This is a genomic window from Streptomyces sp. NPDC040610 (genome assembly GCF_055594065.1).
The window spans coordinates 103,604-118,496 of sequence record NZ_JBVIXA010000019.1 but is presented as its reverse complement, the minus strand read 5'-3'; the positions used below and the strand labels follow the sequence as shown (position 1 = coordinate 118,496).

The following is a 14,893-nucleotide window of genomic DNA, read 5'->3' as shown; positions in this document are numbered from 1 at the left end:
CGGGAGTGGGAGCGAAGGGGCGGGTCAGGCCGCCAGCGCCGGGCGCCCGTCGGCGGTGAGTTCCTCGACCGCGCCCGTGCCGATGTCGAAGACCCAGCCGTGCAGCCGCACACCTCCCTCGGCCAGGGCGCGGGCCACCGAGGGGTGAGTGGCCAGGTTCGTCAGCTGGGCGGCGACGTTCTCCCGGACCAGCGTGGCGAGTTCGGGCCCGTCGTCGGCGGCCGCGGTACGGGTCCGGGCGGCATCCGCGTGGCGCAGCCACCCGGCGACGGCGGGGACGCCGCTGAGGTCGTGCGCTTCGGCGATGGCCGTCATGGCGCCGCAGGCGGAGTGCCCGCAGACGACGATGTCCCGCACGCCGAGGACGGCGACCGCGTACTCGACGCTCGCGGCGACGCCGTCGGCACCGGGGGCGTGGGGGGCGTGGGCGGGGACGAGGTTGCCCGCGGTGCGGATGACGAACAGTTCACCGGGGTCGGACCGGGTGATCAGCTCGGGCACGACGCGGGCGTCGGAGCAGCCGATGAACAGCGTGCCGGGCCGGTGGGTGGTGGCCAGGCGGGCGAAGAGCCCGGCCTTGGCGGGGAAGACCTCCCGTTGGAAGCGGTCGATTCCCTGGGCGAGATGACGCATGGCCTCGCACTCCCTTCGATCGGGTTGCCGGTGGGGCCGACGTCATTCACTGTGCACGACCTGCACCTATAGCGTCCAAGACGCACTATCACTGTCAGCTATTGGCCTCATCTATAGTTGCGGGCATGAAGCCGGAACTGCGCCACCTGCGCTACTTGCTCGCGGTCGCCGAGCACGCCAACTTCACCCGCGCCGCCGAAGAGCTGCGCATCGCCCAGCCCACCCTGTCCCAGCAGATCAAGCAGCTGGAGAAGGCCGTGGGCGTCCAGCTCCTTGAGCGCACCGGCCGCACCGTGCGCCTCACCGACGCCGGGTCCACGTACGCCCACTACGCCCGGCGCGCGCTACGGAACCTCGCGGCGGGCGAGCGCGCGGTCCTCGACGTACAGGACCTCTCCCGCGGACACCTCCGCCTCGCCGTCACCCCCACCTTCACCGCCTATCTCACCGGCCCGCTCGTCGCCGGCTTCTGCACCAGCCACCCCGGCATCACCCTGGACGTGCGCGAGATGGCCCAGGACCGCATCGAAGCCGACCTCCTGGCCGACCGGCTCGACCTCGGCATCGCCTTCAGCGGCGCCCACCTTCCGGGCGTCGGGGCCACCGCGCTGTTCACCGAGGCCCTGAGCCTGGTCGTCGGCCCCCACCACCCCGACGTCGACAACCCCGGGCCCCTGCCGCTCACCGACCTCGGCGACCGTCAATTCGCGCTCCTCAGCGGTGACTTCGCCACCCGCAGGCACATCGACAAGCACTTCGCCGACCACCACGTGCAGCCGCGCATCGCCCTGGAGGCCAACTCCGTCAACGCCCTCACCGAGATCGTGGCGCGCGCCCCACTGGCCACCGTCCTGCCCGACGCCATCGCCCACGACCACGCCCACCTCACCCCCATCCCCCTCACCCCCGTGCTCCCCTCCCGCACCGTCACCCTCCTGCGCCGCGAGAGCACCTACCAGAGCGCCGCCGCCCGCGCCTTCGCCGACCGTGCCGCCCAGTGGGCGCGGACCATGATGTGAGCCGCCCCGCCCCTCATGGCCCGCTCCGCCCTCATGGCCCGTTCCACGGCTCGTCGGCATAGGCTCCCCGGCATGGCACTGCGACCGGTACAGGTGAACTTCAAGGCGCTCGACGACTCCGCGGTCGGGCGGTTCTGGGCGGAGGCGCTCGGCTGGGGGATCTCCAGCGAGGCTCCCGGGGTGACCAACGTCGAGCCCGGCGGGGGCTTCGTGTGGCCCGACGCCACCGCCGTCTGCATCGATGTCGTGACCGTGCCCGAGGGCAAGACGGCGACGAAGAACCGGACCCACATCGATCTCGCCAGCACCTCCGCGGCCCACCAGGAGGAGCTGGTCGCCCGCCTGAAAGCCCTCGGCGCGACGCCCGCCGACGTGGGCCAGGGCGAGGTGCCGTGGACGGTCCTCGCGGACCCGGAGGGCAACGAGTTCTGCGTCCTTGAGCCCCGGGAGATCTACCGGGACACCGGGCCGATCGCCGCGGTGGTCGTCGACTGCGCGGATCCGCGGGCCATGGCCCGGTTCTGGGGCGAGGCGATCGACTGGACCGTGCACGAGGTGACCGACGAGCACGCCTCGCTGCGCTCCGCCAAGGGGGTCGGCCCGTATCTGGAGTTCCTCCGCTCGACCGACGGGCACACCGTGCCGGACCGCCTCCACCTCGACCTGCTGCCGTACTCCGGCGACGACCAGGAGACGGAGGTGGCCCGGCTGCGGGCCCTCGGCGCCACCGAGATCGACCTCGGCCAGGGCGACGTACCGTGGCGGTGCATGGCCGACCCGGAGGGGCACGAGTTCTGCGTCCTCGGGACCCGCTGACCGCGACGGCAGGCACACGGGAGGGGCGCGGCATGCCAGAGGTCATGAGCGGGAGCGCTGTCGGCCGGGGCGTCGAGATGACCCGGGTGGGCGGCGGCCGGTGGCGCGTGACCCGGCCCTGGCCGCCCGCGCTGCGCCCCTATCTGCACAGCTACGCCGGGTACTGGGAGGCGACGGTCTCGCCCTTCCGGGTCCGGCTCGTCCCCACGGGCCGCGCCGTCGTGGTGATCAGCCTGGGGGCGCCGTTCGCCCAGGTCCGCCGGCTGCACCCCGCGGGCCCCGCCGAGCACGTGGTGGGCTCGCTGATCGCGGGCCTGGAGGACGGGCCCCGGGTGTGCGACCACCCCGGCGGCCAGGAGGCGATCCGGCTCGAACTGACGCCACTGGGGGCCTACCGGCTGTTCGCCATGCCGCTGCGGGAGCTGACCAACCAGGTGGTCGAGCTCCCGCACGTCCTCGGCCCCCGGGCCGGAGAGCTGGTGGAGCGCCTCGCGGCCACCAGCGGCTGGGGAGCCCGGTTCGACCTGCTGGACGCCGCGTTACTGGCCCGCCTCGGGCGCGGCCCGGAACCCGCGCCCGAGGTGAGCCACGCCTGGCGGCTCCTCGCCCGCTCGGGCGGGGCCCTGCCGATCGCCCGGATCACCGCCGAAGTGGGCTGGAGCCACAGCTACTTGGTCCGCCGCTTCACCCAGCAGATCGGCCTGACACCGAAGATGTCCGCCCGTGTGCTGCGCTTCCACCGCGCCATGGGGCTGCTCGCCCGCACGGAAACCGGCCTCGACGACGTGGCCGCCACCTGCGGTTTCTACGACCAGGCCCATCTGAACCGCGAGTTCCGCGCCCTCGCCGACATCACCCCCGGCGAGTTGGCCGCCGCCCGCCCGGCGGAGGGCGCCCTCCCCCTCTAGGGCCCCGCCTCCAGAGACCGTCTTCAGGTCCGTGCTTCAGGTCCGTGCCGGGCAGGTCATATTTGTCCAAGCCAGCCCGCCCGTACGTCACTAAGGTCCCCCACTGTGATCTTCAGGCCGACGGCCTGGGTCCAGTACTGCGAGTACGCCGAGCACGCCGAGTACCGCCAGTACTTCGAGTACGTCGACGCACCGCACCATCACTTCAGGGGGACCCCGATGTCGAATCCGAATCAGCCCGCGCGCCGCGGCCGGTGGGAGCGCTACAAGGTCACGGGCCCGTTCTCGCCCCAGGACCTGGCCGGCCTCTGGGGAGCCATCGCGGGTGTCGTGCTCCTCGCCGTACTCCTCGGCTGGGCGCTCGACATGAAGGGCGGTGTGGTGATCGTCGCCGCGATCCCGTTCATCTCGTCCTGGTTCGACTCCAAGCGCATCCTGTTCCAGTTCGACGCCGCCGGAGTGCGGGTCGGAAACGTCCTGCTGCCCTGGAACGACGTCACCCAGTTCGTCGTGGCCACGCCCCCGAACAGCGAGGACGCCCTGATCGGCGTGCGCCTGCGCGAGGGCGCGACCCTGCCCGCCGGGGCGGAGGTCCCCCCGGCGCACCCGGCCATGCCGGCGCCGATGTACGTGGCCGTGCAGCGGCAGAAGCTCGACCTGGCCAAGATGGTCGCCAAGTCCCGCAAGTACGCCCCCGGTCACCTCCAGATCGTGGTCGCCGAGCCGACCGGGGAGCGGGTCGCTTCCTGAGCGGGGGTCGGGCGGGGGCCCGGGGCAGAGGCCGCGCGGGGGGGCCGGGCAGAGGCCGGACGGGGGCTAGACCTGCCCGTCCGAGTCGTGGGTGATCAGGTCCCCCGGCTGGCACCGCAGGACCTCGCAGATCCGTGACAGGGTCGAGAAGCGGATGGCCTTGGCCCGGCCGTTCTTGAGCACGGACAGGTTCACGACGGTGATGCCGACCTGTGCGGACAGCTCGGTCAGGGTCATGCCGCGCTCGGCGAGGATCCGGTCCAGGTGGATGCGGATCGCGTGGAGTTCCTCCTCGGGCATCAGATGGTCCCTTCGAGGTCCTCTCGCATCCGTACGCCTTCCCGCATGATCTTGCCCATCACGACCGCCGCGAGTCCGGCGAGGACGAGTTCGAGCGACCCGCCCATCTCGGGCCCGGAACCCGCGACCGGCGCCATGCTCCCGACGAGCCAGGAGCGCGACCAGCCGACGACGAGACTGGCGACCGGGGCGCCCAGGGCGACGACCCAGCCGAGCGTGGAGAGCCGTCGCGACACCGTATCGGTGAACGGCCCCTTGTCCACGACGGCGTCCAGGAGCCGGGAGAAGAGCAGCAGCGCGACGGAGCCGTAGAGGAGCCAGGGCAACTGGCCCCCGAGGTCCGCGGCGCGCTGCCCCGCGGAGGGGCCGTCCTGGCAGAGCCGGGTGCCGCTGCCGGACGCCTCCACGCCCTTCTCGATCGGGAGGCTGTTCGGTGCCACCTCGGTGCTGCGCCAGAAGCCCGTCTCCACGCAGACCGCCCCGTCGTCGGTCAGGTGTGTGACCGCCGTACCGATGAAGACGAGCCCAGAGAGCGCCGCGAGCAAAAGGGTCACCGAGGCCAGGGTCCTCGTGAGTCGCGTGTTCATCGCATCCCTCCCTATCGATTTTCGATATGGCCACGGTAGCGGGCCATATCGATAATCGACAAGTCGCGGCTGCGCGCCGCCCGTGATCTAGCCCCCGGCCCGGACCCCGGCAGGGCTCGTCGCGGGTGCGAGGTGGTCGTCCGCGAAGCGCGGCACCTCCTCGCTCTCGTCCCGGTTGCCGTTCTTCTCGTGGATCCACTTGCCTGCGAGGGCGGGGATCCACGCCGAGTACTCGCTCTGGGTGAGGTCGGCGGCTATCTCCGCGCCGCGCCGGTTGAGGTCGGCCGCGGGGAGGCCGAGCGTCGGATCGATGCGCTCGGACGGGGAGTTGGCCATCGTGGCGTCCCACACCTGGAGGGCGAAGGTCGTGCAGTTGCGGGCGGGCGCACCGGCCCAGCCGCCGGTCAGGAGGTACTTCCAGCTCGGCAGGAGCGTGTACTTCTCGTCGGCCCGCTCGCGGCGCGCGATCTCCCGGTCGAACGCGGCCTGCTGGGTGGCGCTGAGCGTCTTGCAGCGGGCCGCCCGGGGCGCGTACGCGCCGTCGCGGTCCTGCTTGCGGCTGGGCCGGTCCCACTCGACGAGGGGTCTGCCGGGCGCGTTGATGTCGTAGCCGGTGTAGTTGACGGACATGCCGCCCACCGGGCTGCCGTCGCCGTTGCGGCCGTCGGGGTCCTCGGGCTGGAAGGAGTACGTGTCGTAGCGCGCCGTGCCGCCCCCGGCGAGTTGCCGCTGGAACGCGCCGCCGGAGTTGAAGTGCACGAGCCAGCTGTGGCCGAAGACGTGCTGGCTCACGTTGAGTTCGTACAGGAGCTTGTTCGTCTGCTCGCCGTAGGAGAGCTGTCCGTACTTGCTCTGGAAGTCGTCGGACTTCCAGAGCGCGTGGGCGCGGGTGCCCACGTCCCAGACGTAGCCGCCGGTGGTCTTGTCGGTGATCTCCGTGCTGTAGACGCAGAGCGTGTTCTCGGCGGGCGCGGCGGCGCCTGCGGCCGTGCGGGGCGTCGTCGCCGACGGCTGTGCAGCGGCGGCGGGGGAGGCGCAGAGCGCCGCGGCCAGGACGGTCGCGGCGCAGGTCAGGGGGAGGAAATCGCGTAAAGTCACGGCAAAGGTATACATCTGGCGAGCCGCTTCATGATCATTCCATGATCGATTTCACGCCAGCCCACCGGGACCGGGGCGCGCCCCCCTCGTTCTCCCCCTCCCCCGGGTTCAGCTCGCGCGGCGGGTGAGCGCGCGGCGCACCACCTTGCCGAGCACGGCCGGGTGGAACAGCAGTGCGGGCGGGGCCGTCATGTTCAGTACGCGGACGAACCGGGCCCATACGTCCGGGTCGCCCACGGCGAGCGCGAAGACGTGCTCGTTGTACCAGTGGGCGAAACGGGCGGGAAGTGGCTGGTTGCCGGGGGCCCACATCAGGTCGGAGCTGGTGGCCATGGTCCACGGGACCTTGATGAGGCGGGCCGCGCCGCGCTGGTAGGCGCGGCTGAGGCCGTCGAGGCCGGAGGCGCCGCTCCGGCGGCGCAGCAGACGGCCGAGCAGCTCCGCTTCGAGCGCGCCGACGGTGAGGCCCTGTCCGTACACGGGGTTGAACACGCAGACCGCGTCGCCGAGCGCGATCAGGCGCTCGGGCCAGCGGGGGTTCTTGTGGTGCAGGCGCCACTCGTTGCCGGGGTTGGTGTAGCGGTGGATCTCGCCCTGCCGGGTGCCGCGCTTGATCTGTTCGGCGAGGCGCGGGTTGCCGAGGCTCAGGGCGAAGTCGAGGTAGCCCTCGTCCTCGGTGGGCGGCACGTGCTGGTCGAAACCGAACAGCGAGCACATCCAGCGGTGGTGCTCCACGGCGAGGACCACTCCGCCGCGCGGAACGCCGGGTGCGAAGGTCATCTGGTACGCGACGTCGAAGTCCGGGCCGTCCCTGCGGTCCTGCGGCGGGCGTTCGTAGCATGCCGACGTGTAGGTGATCTTGGCCTTGATGACGGTCTTGGCGGACACCGGCAGGTCCGCGTCGGTGAGCCAGCGGTCGACGGAGGTGGCGCGGCCCGAGGCGTCCACGACCAGGTCGGCGGTGACCTCCACGGGCGCGTCGGCGCCCGCCGTGCGGTAGCACACCCGGTCCAGGCGGCCGGGGGCGCTCGCCGTCACCGTCTCGCAGTGGGTGGCCGCGAGCAGGCGCACCGGCGCGAGAGCCGCGACCCGCCGGCGCAGGCGCCGTTCGAGCTCGTCGCGGGTGAAGGTCTGGATGGACACGCCGACCGGGTCGCGCGGCGCGAAGCCGGTCGGCAGCAGGAAGCTGATGCGCTCGCCGTAGTCGAGGACGGGCGCGCCCAGGTCCGCCAACTCGGCCCGCAGCCCGGGGAAGAGCCCCTCCAGGACCTCGCCGCCCTTCGCCAGCAGCGCGTGCGCGTGGTAGCCCTGCGGGATGTGCGGGTGCACCCCCGTGTCCGGCCGCACCGGGTCGCGCTCCAGGACGAGCACCTCGGCGAAGTGGTCGGCGAGAACGCGCGCGGCGACGAGCCCGGCGTACCCCCCACCGACGACAACGGCCCGCTCCCAGCGAGCACCGTCCCTGGGGCTGCGCTTCTTCGTGGCCATGACCCGTCCCGTTTCTCTCGGCTCAGCACGGCGCGGTCCGCCCGGCTCAGATCTGCTGCCACTTCACCGTGTGCCACAGGGACGATCAAGACCACCCGGGGAGCGCACGGGAGCACGCTGCACCGGAACGCGTCCTCCTCCCCGATCCGTCACGGCTGTTCGGGGAGGAGGACGGCGATGTCACCTGGCTGTTGGTGCGGGTGTCAGTGGACCAGCCAGTTGCAGTCGGACACCCACTGGTGGGAGCTGATGGTGTCGTTGATGCGCACGCTGTTGGTGTAGACGTCGGTGGGCTGGTCGAGGTCGTCCGCGTACTTCTCGCCGAGGGTGAGGCAGGCGTAGCCGCCCTTGTAGTCGGCGTGTTCGTAGAAGGCGACGATGTCGCGGGTGTCGGGGAAGCCGTTGTTCATGACGGAGCTCGCACGGTCATTGGCGCTGTACACATCACCGCCCGAGGCCCAGTTCACGTCGTTGTCGACGTCTTCCGCGATCATCGTGCCGTAGCAGTCCTCGGCGCTGAAGGCGCGGACGTTGCCGTCCGTCGGGTTGTTCCTGTAGATGCCGTTGCAGTTCGGTCCCGCGTGGGCGGTGGTCGTCGGGATCATGACGGCGGCCACGGCTGCGATTCCCACCGCTGCGGCGGCTGAGCGGATTCCGGTTCGGCGCATGACGGTTCTGCTCCTTTGTGGTGTGGGTTTTTCGGGTGTGGGGTCTTTGTGGTGGGGGGCTTTGCGGTTGGGTTCTATGTGGTGTGGGGGCTTTGTGGTGTGGGGGCTTTGTGGTGTGTCGTCATGTGTCCGCGCGGTGCCGTCAGGTGGTGCCGACTACGTTCCGGGCGCGGTCCAGGGCCGCTCGCTGGAGGCGGCTGTGGGTGCGGATCTCGCGTTGGATCCTTGCCGGGAGCGCGGCGCGCAAGGTGTCCTCGGTCTGTTGGGCGAGGTGTCGCAGTCGGGTCGCGCGGGCGCAGCGAGCCTCCGTCACCGCGAGCCTGACCTCGGCGGTGAAGCGCGCCTGGGCGGGCAGCTCCGGGATGCGGGTGCGCAGCCGTTCGCGGGCCGCCGCCGGGGAGGCGAGGGCGTAGCCGTGGGTGCGCACGCAGCGCGACCAGGAGGCGACCGCGGCCCGGTAGGCGGGGGCGCGGGAGAGCTTCGAGGCGTACAGGGGCGTCAGGTTGGTGGTGGTCTTCTCGGCCCGGAACCACGTCCGGCGGTCACCGTAGAGGCGCTTCTCGGCGTACGCCGTGCACCCACCCAGCTTGTTGGTGATCGTCGCGCCGGTCGGCAGGGTCACCTTCATCTCGGGTGCGTCGGGCCCACCGGTGAGGGCGGTGAGATAGGCGGTGCGGCGCGCGCCCGTCAGGGACCTGAGGTGGGCGAGGTTGGGGTTCTTCCGCTTGGCCTCGGCGTACTTGGTCTCGATCCTGCTGCCGTAGCCGTGCTCGCGGGCCCAGCGCGGATCGTCGAGTATCGGCCCGACGGGGCGGCTCTCCGCCACCGACAGGGGCAGCCACACCCGGTAGGGGTGACCGCGCCCGGTCATGCAGGCCGCGACGAGGGCCTGCTTCGCGTGGGCGAGACGGTACCGCTCGGCGTCGCTCAGGCGGCGCGGCGCGTCGTCGCGGCCGCCCGTCGCGGCGGGCGCGTCGGCCCCCGGACCGCATGCGGCGAGCGATACGACGAGGAGTACGGCGGTGACGAGGCCCATCGGGGCACGGGTGGCGCGGCCCGCCGGGACGCGTGCGGGGCGGGACGAGGGCCCCCGGCTGCCCCGTGGCGCCGGGGGCCCCGCCGTCAGCCGATCGTGACGAGACACGCCGGCTTGCTTCCGGTTCCCTTGCACGAGGCGTCGTCGATGTCCGTGATCTTGGTCCAGACTCCCTTCTTCTTCGTCCCCATGGACACGATCACCGGCGGAATCCCGGGCACCGGAAGCATCATGTGCAGGGAGTACGCGTTCCGCTCGAAGGTGAAGCCGTCGACGTCCCCGCCGTCGCCCGGCCCGCCCGCGTCCTGGCCGGGGTCCAGCGGCTGCTGCTTGCACTTGAGGTTCTCGAAGTTCGCGCGGCGCGCGTCGACCGTGTTGTTCCAGACGTCGCACCGGTGGTGGCGTCCGTTGCCGCTGAACGACGCGAACTCCATCTCCTTGTCGGTGTGGTTCACGACCTCGCCGTACGCGGCCGCCGACGACGCGCTGCCCGGCGTCATCACGGTCGCGCCCGCCGCGAGGATCACCGGCAGCACGACCCACGTGGCCACTCGGCCCCTTGCCCTAGCCCTGGGCGTACTTGAGGCCTCTGAGGTCCCTGAGGTCTTTGAAGCGCTCGATGCTCTCAATGCGCTCAATGCGCTCGAAGTCCATGAAGGCACAGCTGCATCCCCCGATTCCGTCAGTGCCCGCCACCGGCCTCCCCGGCGACGACGGGACCGACTGTGCCGCCGCCCACCGCCGCCCGGCCAGCGAGTCCGCGTCCCCGCTCGCCCGGGGACGCCTGCCACCCTGTTGACCTGCCGTGTCCCCCTCGGACAGGGACAGGCGTGGGATGCTGTGCCCGAGCCGGAAGGCCGTCACGGGGGTGGGGGACTTGGCAGAGGCACGGGAATGCCGGGAGCTGGCCGGTGCGCTGACGGGGCTGAAGCAGCGCAGCGGGCTCAGCTACGAGGAGTTGGGGCGGCGGGTCTTCACCAGCAGCTCCGCCCTGCACCGGTACTGCAGCGGCAAGGCGGTGCCGCGCGACTACGGACTCCTCGTACGCATCGCCACCGAATGCGGGGCCGCTCCGGACGAGTTGAACGAACTGCTGCGGCACTGGAGGACGGCGACGGGTGAGGCACAGGAGACCGGGACCGCCCCGGCCCCCGCTCCAGGAACCCGCCCGGCACCAGGCACGCCCGCCCGCACCCCCGCAGCCCGCCCCCCGCGCCGCCGCCCACCGGAGCGGCACCTCGTCCTCGCCCTCCTCATGGCGATCGTCGTCCTGAGTACGGCCGTAGCCAGCACCCCGGACGCGAGCGCGCCCCCGGACATCCCCACGCCCGCCGGGGCGACGAGCTGGTCCCAGGCGCCGCTCCCGGTCGACCCGGCGCTGTTCGGTGTGACCATGAACAGCTTCAGCGGGGCCATGCCCGCGTTCCGGGTGGGCGCGCTGCGACTGTGGGACAGCGAGACCCGCTGGGCCCAACTCCAGCCCCGGCGCGGTGAGTTCGACTGGTCCACGCTCGACCGGCTGCTCGGCGGCGCCGAACGGGCGGGCCTGCCCACCCTGTTCGTCTTCGGCGGCACCCCCACCTGGGCCGCCCCGCACGCCCGCAAGGCCGCCTACGGAGACGGTTCCCGCGCGGCACCGCCGGACGACCTCGACGACTGGGACGCCTTCGTACGGGCGTTGGTACGGCACGCGGGCAGCCGTATCGACGCGTACGAACTGTGGGTCATGGGCAACCACCCGCACCACTACAACGGCAGCGTCCGGACGCTCGTGGACATGACCCGCCGCGCGAGCCGCATCATCCGGGAGCACGACAAGGACGCGACCGTCGTCTGCCCCTCCGTCACCGAGCTGTGGACGGCGTCGGCGCACCGGTTCCTGCTGCGGTTCGCCGAGCTCGGCGGCTATCAGTACTGCGACGCGGCCGGTATCAAGCTCTATCAGCACCGAGTCACGGATCCGCCGGAGACCATGCTGGAGGCGGTGCGGGGCGTCGAGCGGACCTTCCAACGGGCGGGCTACCACCTGCCGTTGTGGAACACGGGCACCACCCAGACCCTGCCCCTGAACGACCCGCTGCCGGAGGACCGGGCGGCCGATCACGCGGTCCGCTTCTATCTGACGGGTCTGTACGCGCGCCAGGTGCGGCGCATGTACTTCTACGCCTGGGGCAACAGCAAGATCCCCGTCGTGCTCCAGGCCGAGGGTCAGCCGCCCGCGAAGGCCGGACTGTACGTCGGCCGCCTCCAGCAGTGGCTCGCCCACGCCCGCGTGCGCTCCTGCGGACACGGCGTGCAGATCGCCCTGCCCGAGAACGTCTGGCAGTGCGAGTTCCTGATCCCCGACGAACGCGGCACGGCGCGGCGGGCCCGCGTCCGCTGGACGCTGACCGGCACGGCGGACGTGCCGGTGGGCGGGGGCGCGCGGTCCATCCGGTATCTGGACGGGCGGGTCCGTGAGGTCGACGGGCAGGACAGCGAGCGGATCACTGAGCGGCCCCTGCTCATCCAGTACGGGTGAGGCGGTACGGGTGAGGCACCGACTGGCCGGGCGCCTCGGGTGGGACTTTGGTGGGACTTTGAGGCACGGAACTCTGCCCCGCCGTCGTCCCCGGCGCGCGTGCGGCCCGGTCCTGGCGGGGAGCACGATCGGTCGCGGGGCGGCGCGGGGCCGGTCCCGGCGGGCGGCAGGCGGGAGCGCGAGCGTGATTCACGAGGTGGACGAGGTCCTCAGGGGCCTGCTGCGCGGCGGGGCACTGGCCGGTTCCGGCATCGACGTGTCCTTCGACGTCCCCACCCGTGACTGGGCGGCCCGGCGCAACGCCCCTGTGATCAACGTCTACTTGTACGACATCCGGGAGGACTCCTCGCGGCGGCAGCGCGGCCACTCCCCCGTGCGCGACGAGCGGGACGTCGTGGTGCGGCGCCGCCGGCCGCCGCGCTGGTTCCGGCTCTCGTACCTGGTGACGGCCTGGACGAAGACCCCGCAGGACGAGCACCGGCTGCTGTCCGCCGCGCTGGCGACGCTGCTGCCCCACGAGTTGCTGGCCCCCCGGGAACTCCCGGGCGCACTCGGCCGCCTCGGCCTGACGGTGCCGGTCACGGTGGGCGGCACACAGTCGGAGTCCCGCTCCCTGGCCGACATCTGGTCCGCCCTCGGCGGCGAGCTGAAGCCCTCCCTGGACGTCGTGGTGACGGCGCCCTTCCCCGCGGTCCCCGACTACGACGCGGGGCCGCCGGTCACCGAGGGCGCGGCGATCCGGATACGCGGTGTCGACGGCGGCCCGCCCCGGTCGACGGAGCGCGCGCACCGGCCCCATCAGGTGGCGGCGGCCCGTGCCGCACAGGAGCGGGCCGTGGAACGCGAGCGGGCTGGCACGCGGCGTACGGAGGGGTCATGAGCGGCTGGCCCCTGGAGGGTCCCTCGTCCCCGGAGGGCTCCTCCCCCGCCGCCCGGCCCCACGCCCCCGCCGACGACGGCCCCGCCCGCGCCCTTCTCGCCCGCCTCGCCGACCTGCGCCACGCGGTGTCCGCCCTCGTCGAGCACCGCTCCGCGGACGACCCCACCGCCAACGACCCCCTGCGCGGCCTCTACGTACCGGAGGAGGCCGTGAGCCATCTCCTCAGTACCTGGCCGGGCACGGCGGAGAACGCAGCCAGCGCAGAAGGCACTGAAGACACAGAAGGCCCAGAGGGCGCAGAAGACGCAGGCGTCCCGCCGGGTGCCCTGGACCAGTGGCCGCGCGGCGTCGACGACCGGCTGGCCAGGACGGCCGCCCGCACGCGCCTCACCGAGCTGGACACGGCCGTGGTGCTCATCGCCCTCGCGCCCGACCTCGATCGCACCTTCGAGCCGCTCTACGGCTACCTCAACGACGACGTGAGCCGCCGCCGCGCCACCGTCGGGCTCGCGCTCGACCTGTGCGGGGTGCCCGCGCACCTGGCGGAGGCCCGCGCCCGCTTCCACCCCTCGGCGCCGCTGCGCGCCCATGGCCTGCTGACCGTCGAGGACCCCGAACGGCCGCTGCTGTCCCGGGCGTTGCGCGTACCCGACCGCCTGACCGCGCATCTGCTGGGCGACGACACCCCGGACGCCGCGCTCCTCGGCGGCCTGACCCCGATGCCGGACCCGCCGCCCGCCGCCGGGCCCGACGAGGAGTTCGCCAAGCAGCTCGCCGCCCGGCTCGGCGACGGCCCCCTCACCGTCTATCTGCGGGAGCACCGCGAGGGCGACGCCCTGGCGACCCTCGCGTCGGCCCTGCGCACGGCGGGCATGGACGCGCTGCGCTACTCCGGCGGCGCGGACCACGTCCCGGAGCTGCTGCGCGAGGCGCGGCTGAGCGGCCGGGCGGTCGTGGTGTGCGGTCTGCCCGACCGACCACGCCCGATGGTCGCGGAGTTGACCGCGGCCACCGACGTGACCGTCCTGCTCGCCGATCCCCGCCCCTACGACCCGCAGTGGTCCGCGCACGACCCGCTGGTGCTCCAGGCGCCCCGGCTCCCCGCGGGCGGAACGGCCGTGTGGCGCGGCGCGCTCGGGCCCGACGCCGACGCCTTCGACCTGGCCGGGACCGTGGCCCCGTACCACCTCGGCGGTGACCGCGTCGGGCGGGCCGCCCGGGCCGCCGCGGCGCTCGCCGCCTTCGACGGGACGCCGCTGAGCGCCGCCCACGTCCGGCTGGCCGCACGTCGGCAGTCGGCGTCGGGTCTGGAACAGCACGCCCGGCGCATCGAGCCCGCGGTGGACTGGCGGGACCTGGTCCTGCCCGCCGGGCCGCTCACCCAGCTGCGGGAGCTCGCCCTGCGCGCCCGCCACCGCGACCGGGTGCTCGGCGACTGGCGGCTGAGCGCGGGCGGCGGCCGCGGGCGCGGTGTCCTCGGCCTGTTCGCGGGCGAGTCAGGGACCGGCAAGACGCTGTCCGCCGAGGTCATCGCCGCCGATCTGGGCGTCGACCTCTATGTGGTCCAGCTGTCCTCGATCGTGGACAAGTACGTCGGCGAGACCGAGAAGAACCTGGAGCGGATCTTCACGGAGGCCGACCGCACGGACGCCGTGCTGCTCTTCGACGAGGCCGACGCCGTCTTCGGCAAGCGTTCGGAGGTCAAGGACTCCCACGACCGGTACGCCAACCTGGAGAGCGCCTACCTGTTGCAGCGCCTGGAGTCCTTCGACGGCATCGCGCTGCTGACCACCAACCTCCGGGCCAACATCGACGACGCCTTCACGCGCCGCCTCGACCTGGTGGTCGACTTCCCCTTCCCGGACGCCGAGCAGCGGCTCGCCCTGTGGCGGCACGGCCTCGCGCACGTGCCGCGCGTGGACGGCCTCGACACCGGGCCGCTCGCCCGGGACTTCGAGCTGTCCGGCGGCGCGATCCGCGGCGCGGTGGTCACCGCCGCGTACCTCGCGGCCGGCCGGGACGAGCCGGTGGGCGCGGGCGATCTGCTCGAGGGCGCGCGCCGCGAGTACCGCAAGGCGGGGCGGCTCGTCCCGGGCGAGGCGAACTGGTGAGGGAGCGCCCAGCGCGAACCGGTGACGGAGGGCCCGACGGCTCACCGGTGACGGGGTGCACAGCGAAGAGGGGCCGGT

15 protein-coding genes are annotated in these 14,893 nt (G+C 72.8%); 7 read left to right on the top strand and 8 right to left on the bottom strand.

Translation table 11 applies throughout. The annotated features are described in order from the left end of the window. Nucleotides 1-24: 24 nt before the first annotated feature. The gene (locus ACZ6AA_RS38290) at nt 25-633 is read right to left on the bottom strand and encodes a carbonic anhydrase (RefSeq protein ID WP_471463058.1); all 609 of its coding nucleotides are present in this window, start codon (nt 631-633) and stop codon (nt 25-27) included. A gap of 125 nt (nt 634-758) precedes the next feature. Here ACZ6AA_RS38290 and cynR point away from each other — a divergent pair, with 125 nt between their 5' ends. The 4 genes from cynR (at nt 759) to ACZ6AA_RS38270 (ending at nt 4,126) form a co-directional block, all read left to right on the top strand. Beyond that, nucleotides 759-1,652, top strand: a complete 894-nt coding sequence (gene cynR / locus ACZ6AA_RS38285) for a transcriptional regulator CynR (RefSeq protein WP_471463056.1) — start codon at nt 759-761, stop codon at nt 1,650-1,652. 72 nt (nt 1,653-1,724) lie between these two features. After that, nucleotides 1,725-2,468 carry a VOC family protein gene (locus ACZ6AA_RS38280; protein WP_471463054.1) on the top strand — a complete coding sequence of 248 codons (744 nt, stop codon included), beginning with the start codon at nt 1,725-1,727 and terminating at the stop codon, nt 2,466-2,468. Between the two features lie 32 nt (nt 2,469-2,500). Beyond that, nucleotides 2,501-3,376 carry a helix-turn-helix transcriptional regulator gene (locus ACZ6AA_RS38275; protein WP_468483652.1) on the top strand — a complete coding sequence of 292 codons (876 nt, stop codon included), beginning with the start codon at nt 2,501-2,503 and terminating at the stop codon, nt 3,374-3,376. 105 nt (nt 3,377-3,481) lie between these two features. Further along, nucleotides 3,482-4,126 (top strand): hypothetical protein, encoded by a 645-nt coding sequence (locus tag ACZ6AA_RS38270; RefSeq protein WP_471463052.1) that lies wholly within the window; start codon nt 3,482-3,484, stop codon nt 4,124-4,126. Nucleotides 4,127-4,192: 66 nt separating this feature from the next. Here ACZ6AA_RS38270 and ACZ6AA_RS38265 read toward each other — a convergent pair whose 3' ends face one another. The 7 genes from ACZ6AA_RS38265 to ACZ6AA_RS38235 form a co-directional block, all read right to left on the bottom strand. Next, entirely contained in the window at nt 4,193-4,426 is a 234-nt protein-coding gene (locus ACZ6AA_RS38265; RefSeq protein WP_471463050.1) for a helix-turn-helix domain-containing protein, read from the bottom strand. Then, nucleotides 4,426-5,013, bottom strand: a complete 588-nt coding sequence (locus ACZ6AA_RS38260; protein ID WP_468461568.1) for a DUF2975 domain-containing protein — start codon at nt 5,011-5,013, stop codon at nt 4,426-4,428. The genes ACZ6AA_RS38265 and ACZ6AA_RS38260 overlap by 1 nt, the downstream gene beginning before the upstream one ends. An 87-nt stretch (nt 5,014-5,100) precedes the next feature. Next, the gene (locus ACZ6AA_RS38255) at nt 5,101-6,111 is read right to left on the bottom strand and encodes a hypothetical protein (RefSeq protein ID WP_471463048.1); all 1,011 of its coding nucleotides are present in this window, start codon (nt 6,109-6,111) and stop codon (nt 5,101-5,103) included. A 108-nt stretch (nt 6,112-6,219) separates the two neighbouring features. After that, on the bottom strand, nt 6,220-7,599 hold the full coding sequence (locus tag ACZ6AA_RS38250; protein WP_471463047.1) for an NAD(P)/FAD-dependent oxidoreductase: 1,380 nt from the start codon (nt 7,597-7,599) through the stop codon (nt 6,220-6,222). A 203-nt stretch (nt 7,600-7,802) separates the two neighbouring features. After that, nucleotides 7,803-8,267: a peptidase inhibitor family I36 protein gene (locus ACZ6AA_RS38245; protein ID WP_468461563.1), complete on the bottom strand. Its 465-nt coding sequence runs from the start codon at nt 8,265-8,267 to the stop codon at nt 7,803-7,805. A gap of 142 nt (nt 8,268-8,409) precedes the next feature. Further along, nucleotides 8,410-9,303: a hypothetical protein gene (locus ACZ6AA_RS38240; protein WP_468461561.1), complete on the bottom strand. Its 894-nt coding sequence runs from the start codon at nt 9,301-9,303 to the stop codon at nt 8,410-8,412. An 86-nt stretch (nt 9,304-9,389) separates the two neighbouring features. Beyond that, on the bottom strand, nt 9,390-9,854 hold the full coding sequence (locus tag ACZ6AA_RS38235; protein WP_471463046.1) for a hypothetical protein: 465 nt from the start codon (nt 9,852-9,854) through the stop codon (nt 9,390-9,392). 326 nt (nt 9,855-10,180) lie between these two features. On the opposite strand from ACZ6AA_RS38235, the gene ACZ6AA_RS38230 reads away from it, so the two are divergent. The 3 genes from ACZ6AA_RS38230 to ACZ6AA_RS38220 all read left to right on the top strand — a co-directional run bounded on the left by ACZ6AA_RS38230 (nt 10,181) and on the right by ACZ6AA_RS38220 (nt 14,815). After that, nucleotides 10,181-11,824, top strand: a complete 1,644-nt coding sequence (locus ACZ6AA_RS38230; protein ID WP_468461557.1) for a helix-turn-helix domain-containing protein — start codon at nt 10,181-10,183, stop codon at nt 11,822-11,824. A gap of 184 nt (nt 11,825-12,008) precedes the next feature. After that, nucleotides 12,009-12,704 carry a Pvc16 family protein gene (locus ACZ6AA_RS38225; RefSeq protein WP_468461555.1) on the top strand — a complete coding sequence of 232 codons (696 nt, stop codon included), beginning with the start codon at nt 12,009-12,011 and terminating at the stop codon, nt 12,702-12,704. Continuing rightward, the gene (locus ACZ6AA_RS38220; RefSeq protein WP_471463045.1) at nt 12,701-14,815 is read left to right on the top strand and encodes an ATP-binding protein; all 2,115 of its coding nucleotides are present in this window, start codon (nt 12,701-12,703) and stop codon (nt 14,813-14,815) included. Before ACZ6AA_RS38225 ends, ACZ6AA_RS38220 begins: the two co-directional genes overlap by 4 nt. The last annotated feature ends 78 nt before the right edge of the window (nt 14,816-14,893 follow it).

Coding starts and splice junctions, on each gene's coding strand:
- cynR (WP_471463056.1), top strand. CDS start 759: ATGAAGCCGGAACTGCGCCACCTGCGCTACTTGCTCGCGGTCGCCGAG.
- ACZ6AA_RS38265 (WP_471463050.1), bottom strand. CDS start 4,426: ATGCCCGAGGAGGAACTCCACGCGATCCGCATCCACCTGGACCGGATC.
- ACZ6AA_RS38260 (WP_468461568.1), bottom strand. CDS start 5,013: ATGAACACGCGACTCACGAGGACCCTGGCCTCGGTGACCCTTTTGCTC.
- ACZ6AA_RS38280 (WP_471463054.1), top strand. CDS start 1,725: ATGGCACTGCGACCGGTACAGGTGAACTTCAAGGCGCTCGACGACTCC.
- ACZ6AA_RS38220 (WP_471463045.1), top strand. CDS start 12,701: ATGAGCGGCTGGCCCCTGGAGGGTCCCTCGTCCCCGGAGGGCTCCTCC.
- ACZ6AA_RS38290 (WP_471463058.1), bottom strand. CDS start 633: ATGCGTCATCTCGCCCAGGGAATCGACCGCTTCCAACGGGAGGTCTTC.
- ACZ6AA_RS38240 (WP_468461561.1), bottom strand. CDS start 9,303: ATGGGCCTCGTCACCGCCGTACTCCTCGTCGTATCGCTCGCCGCATGC.
- ACZ6AA_RS38245 (WP_468461563.1), bottom strand. CDS start 8,267: ATGCGCCGAACCGGAATCCGCTCAGCCGCCGCAGCGGTGGGAATCGCA.
- ACZ6AA_RS38275 (WP_468483652.1), top strand. CDS start 2,501: ATGCCAGAGGTCATGAGCGGGAGCGCTGTCGGCCGGGGCGTCGAGATG.
- ACZ6AA_RS38250 (WP_471463047.1), bottom strand. CDS start 7,599: ATGGCCACGAAGAAGCGCAGCCCCAGGGACGGTGCTCGCTGGGAGCGG.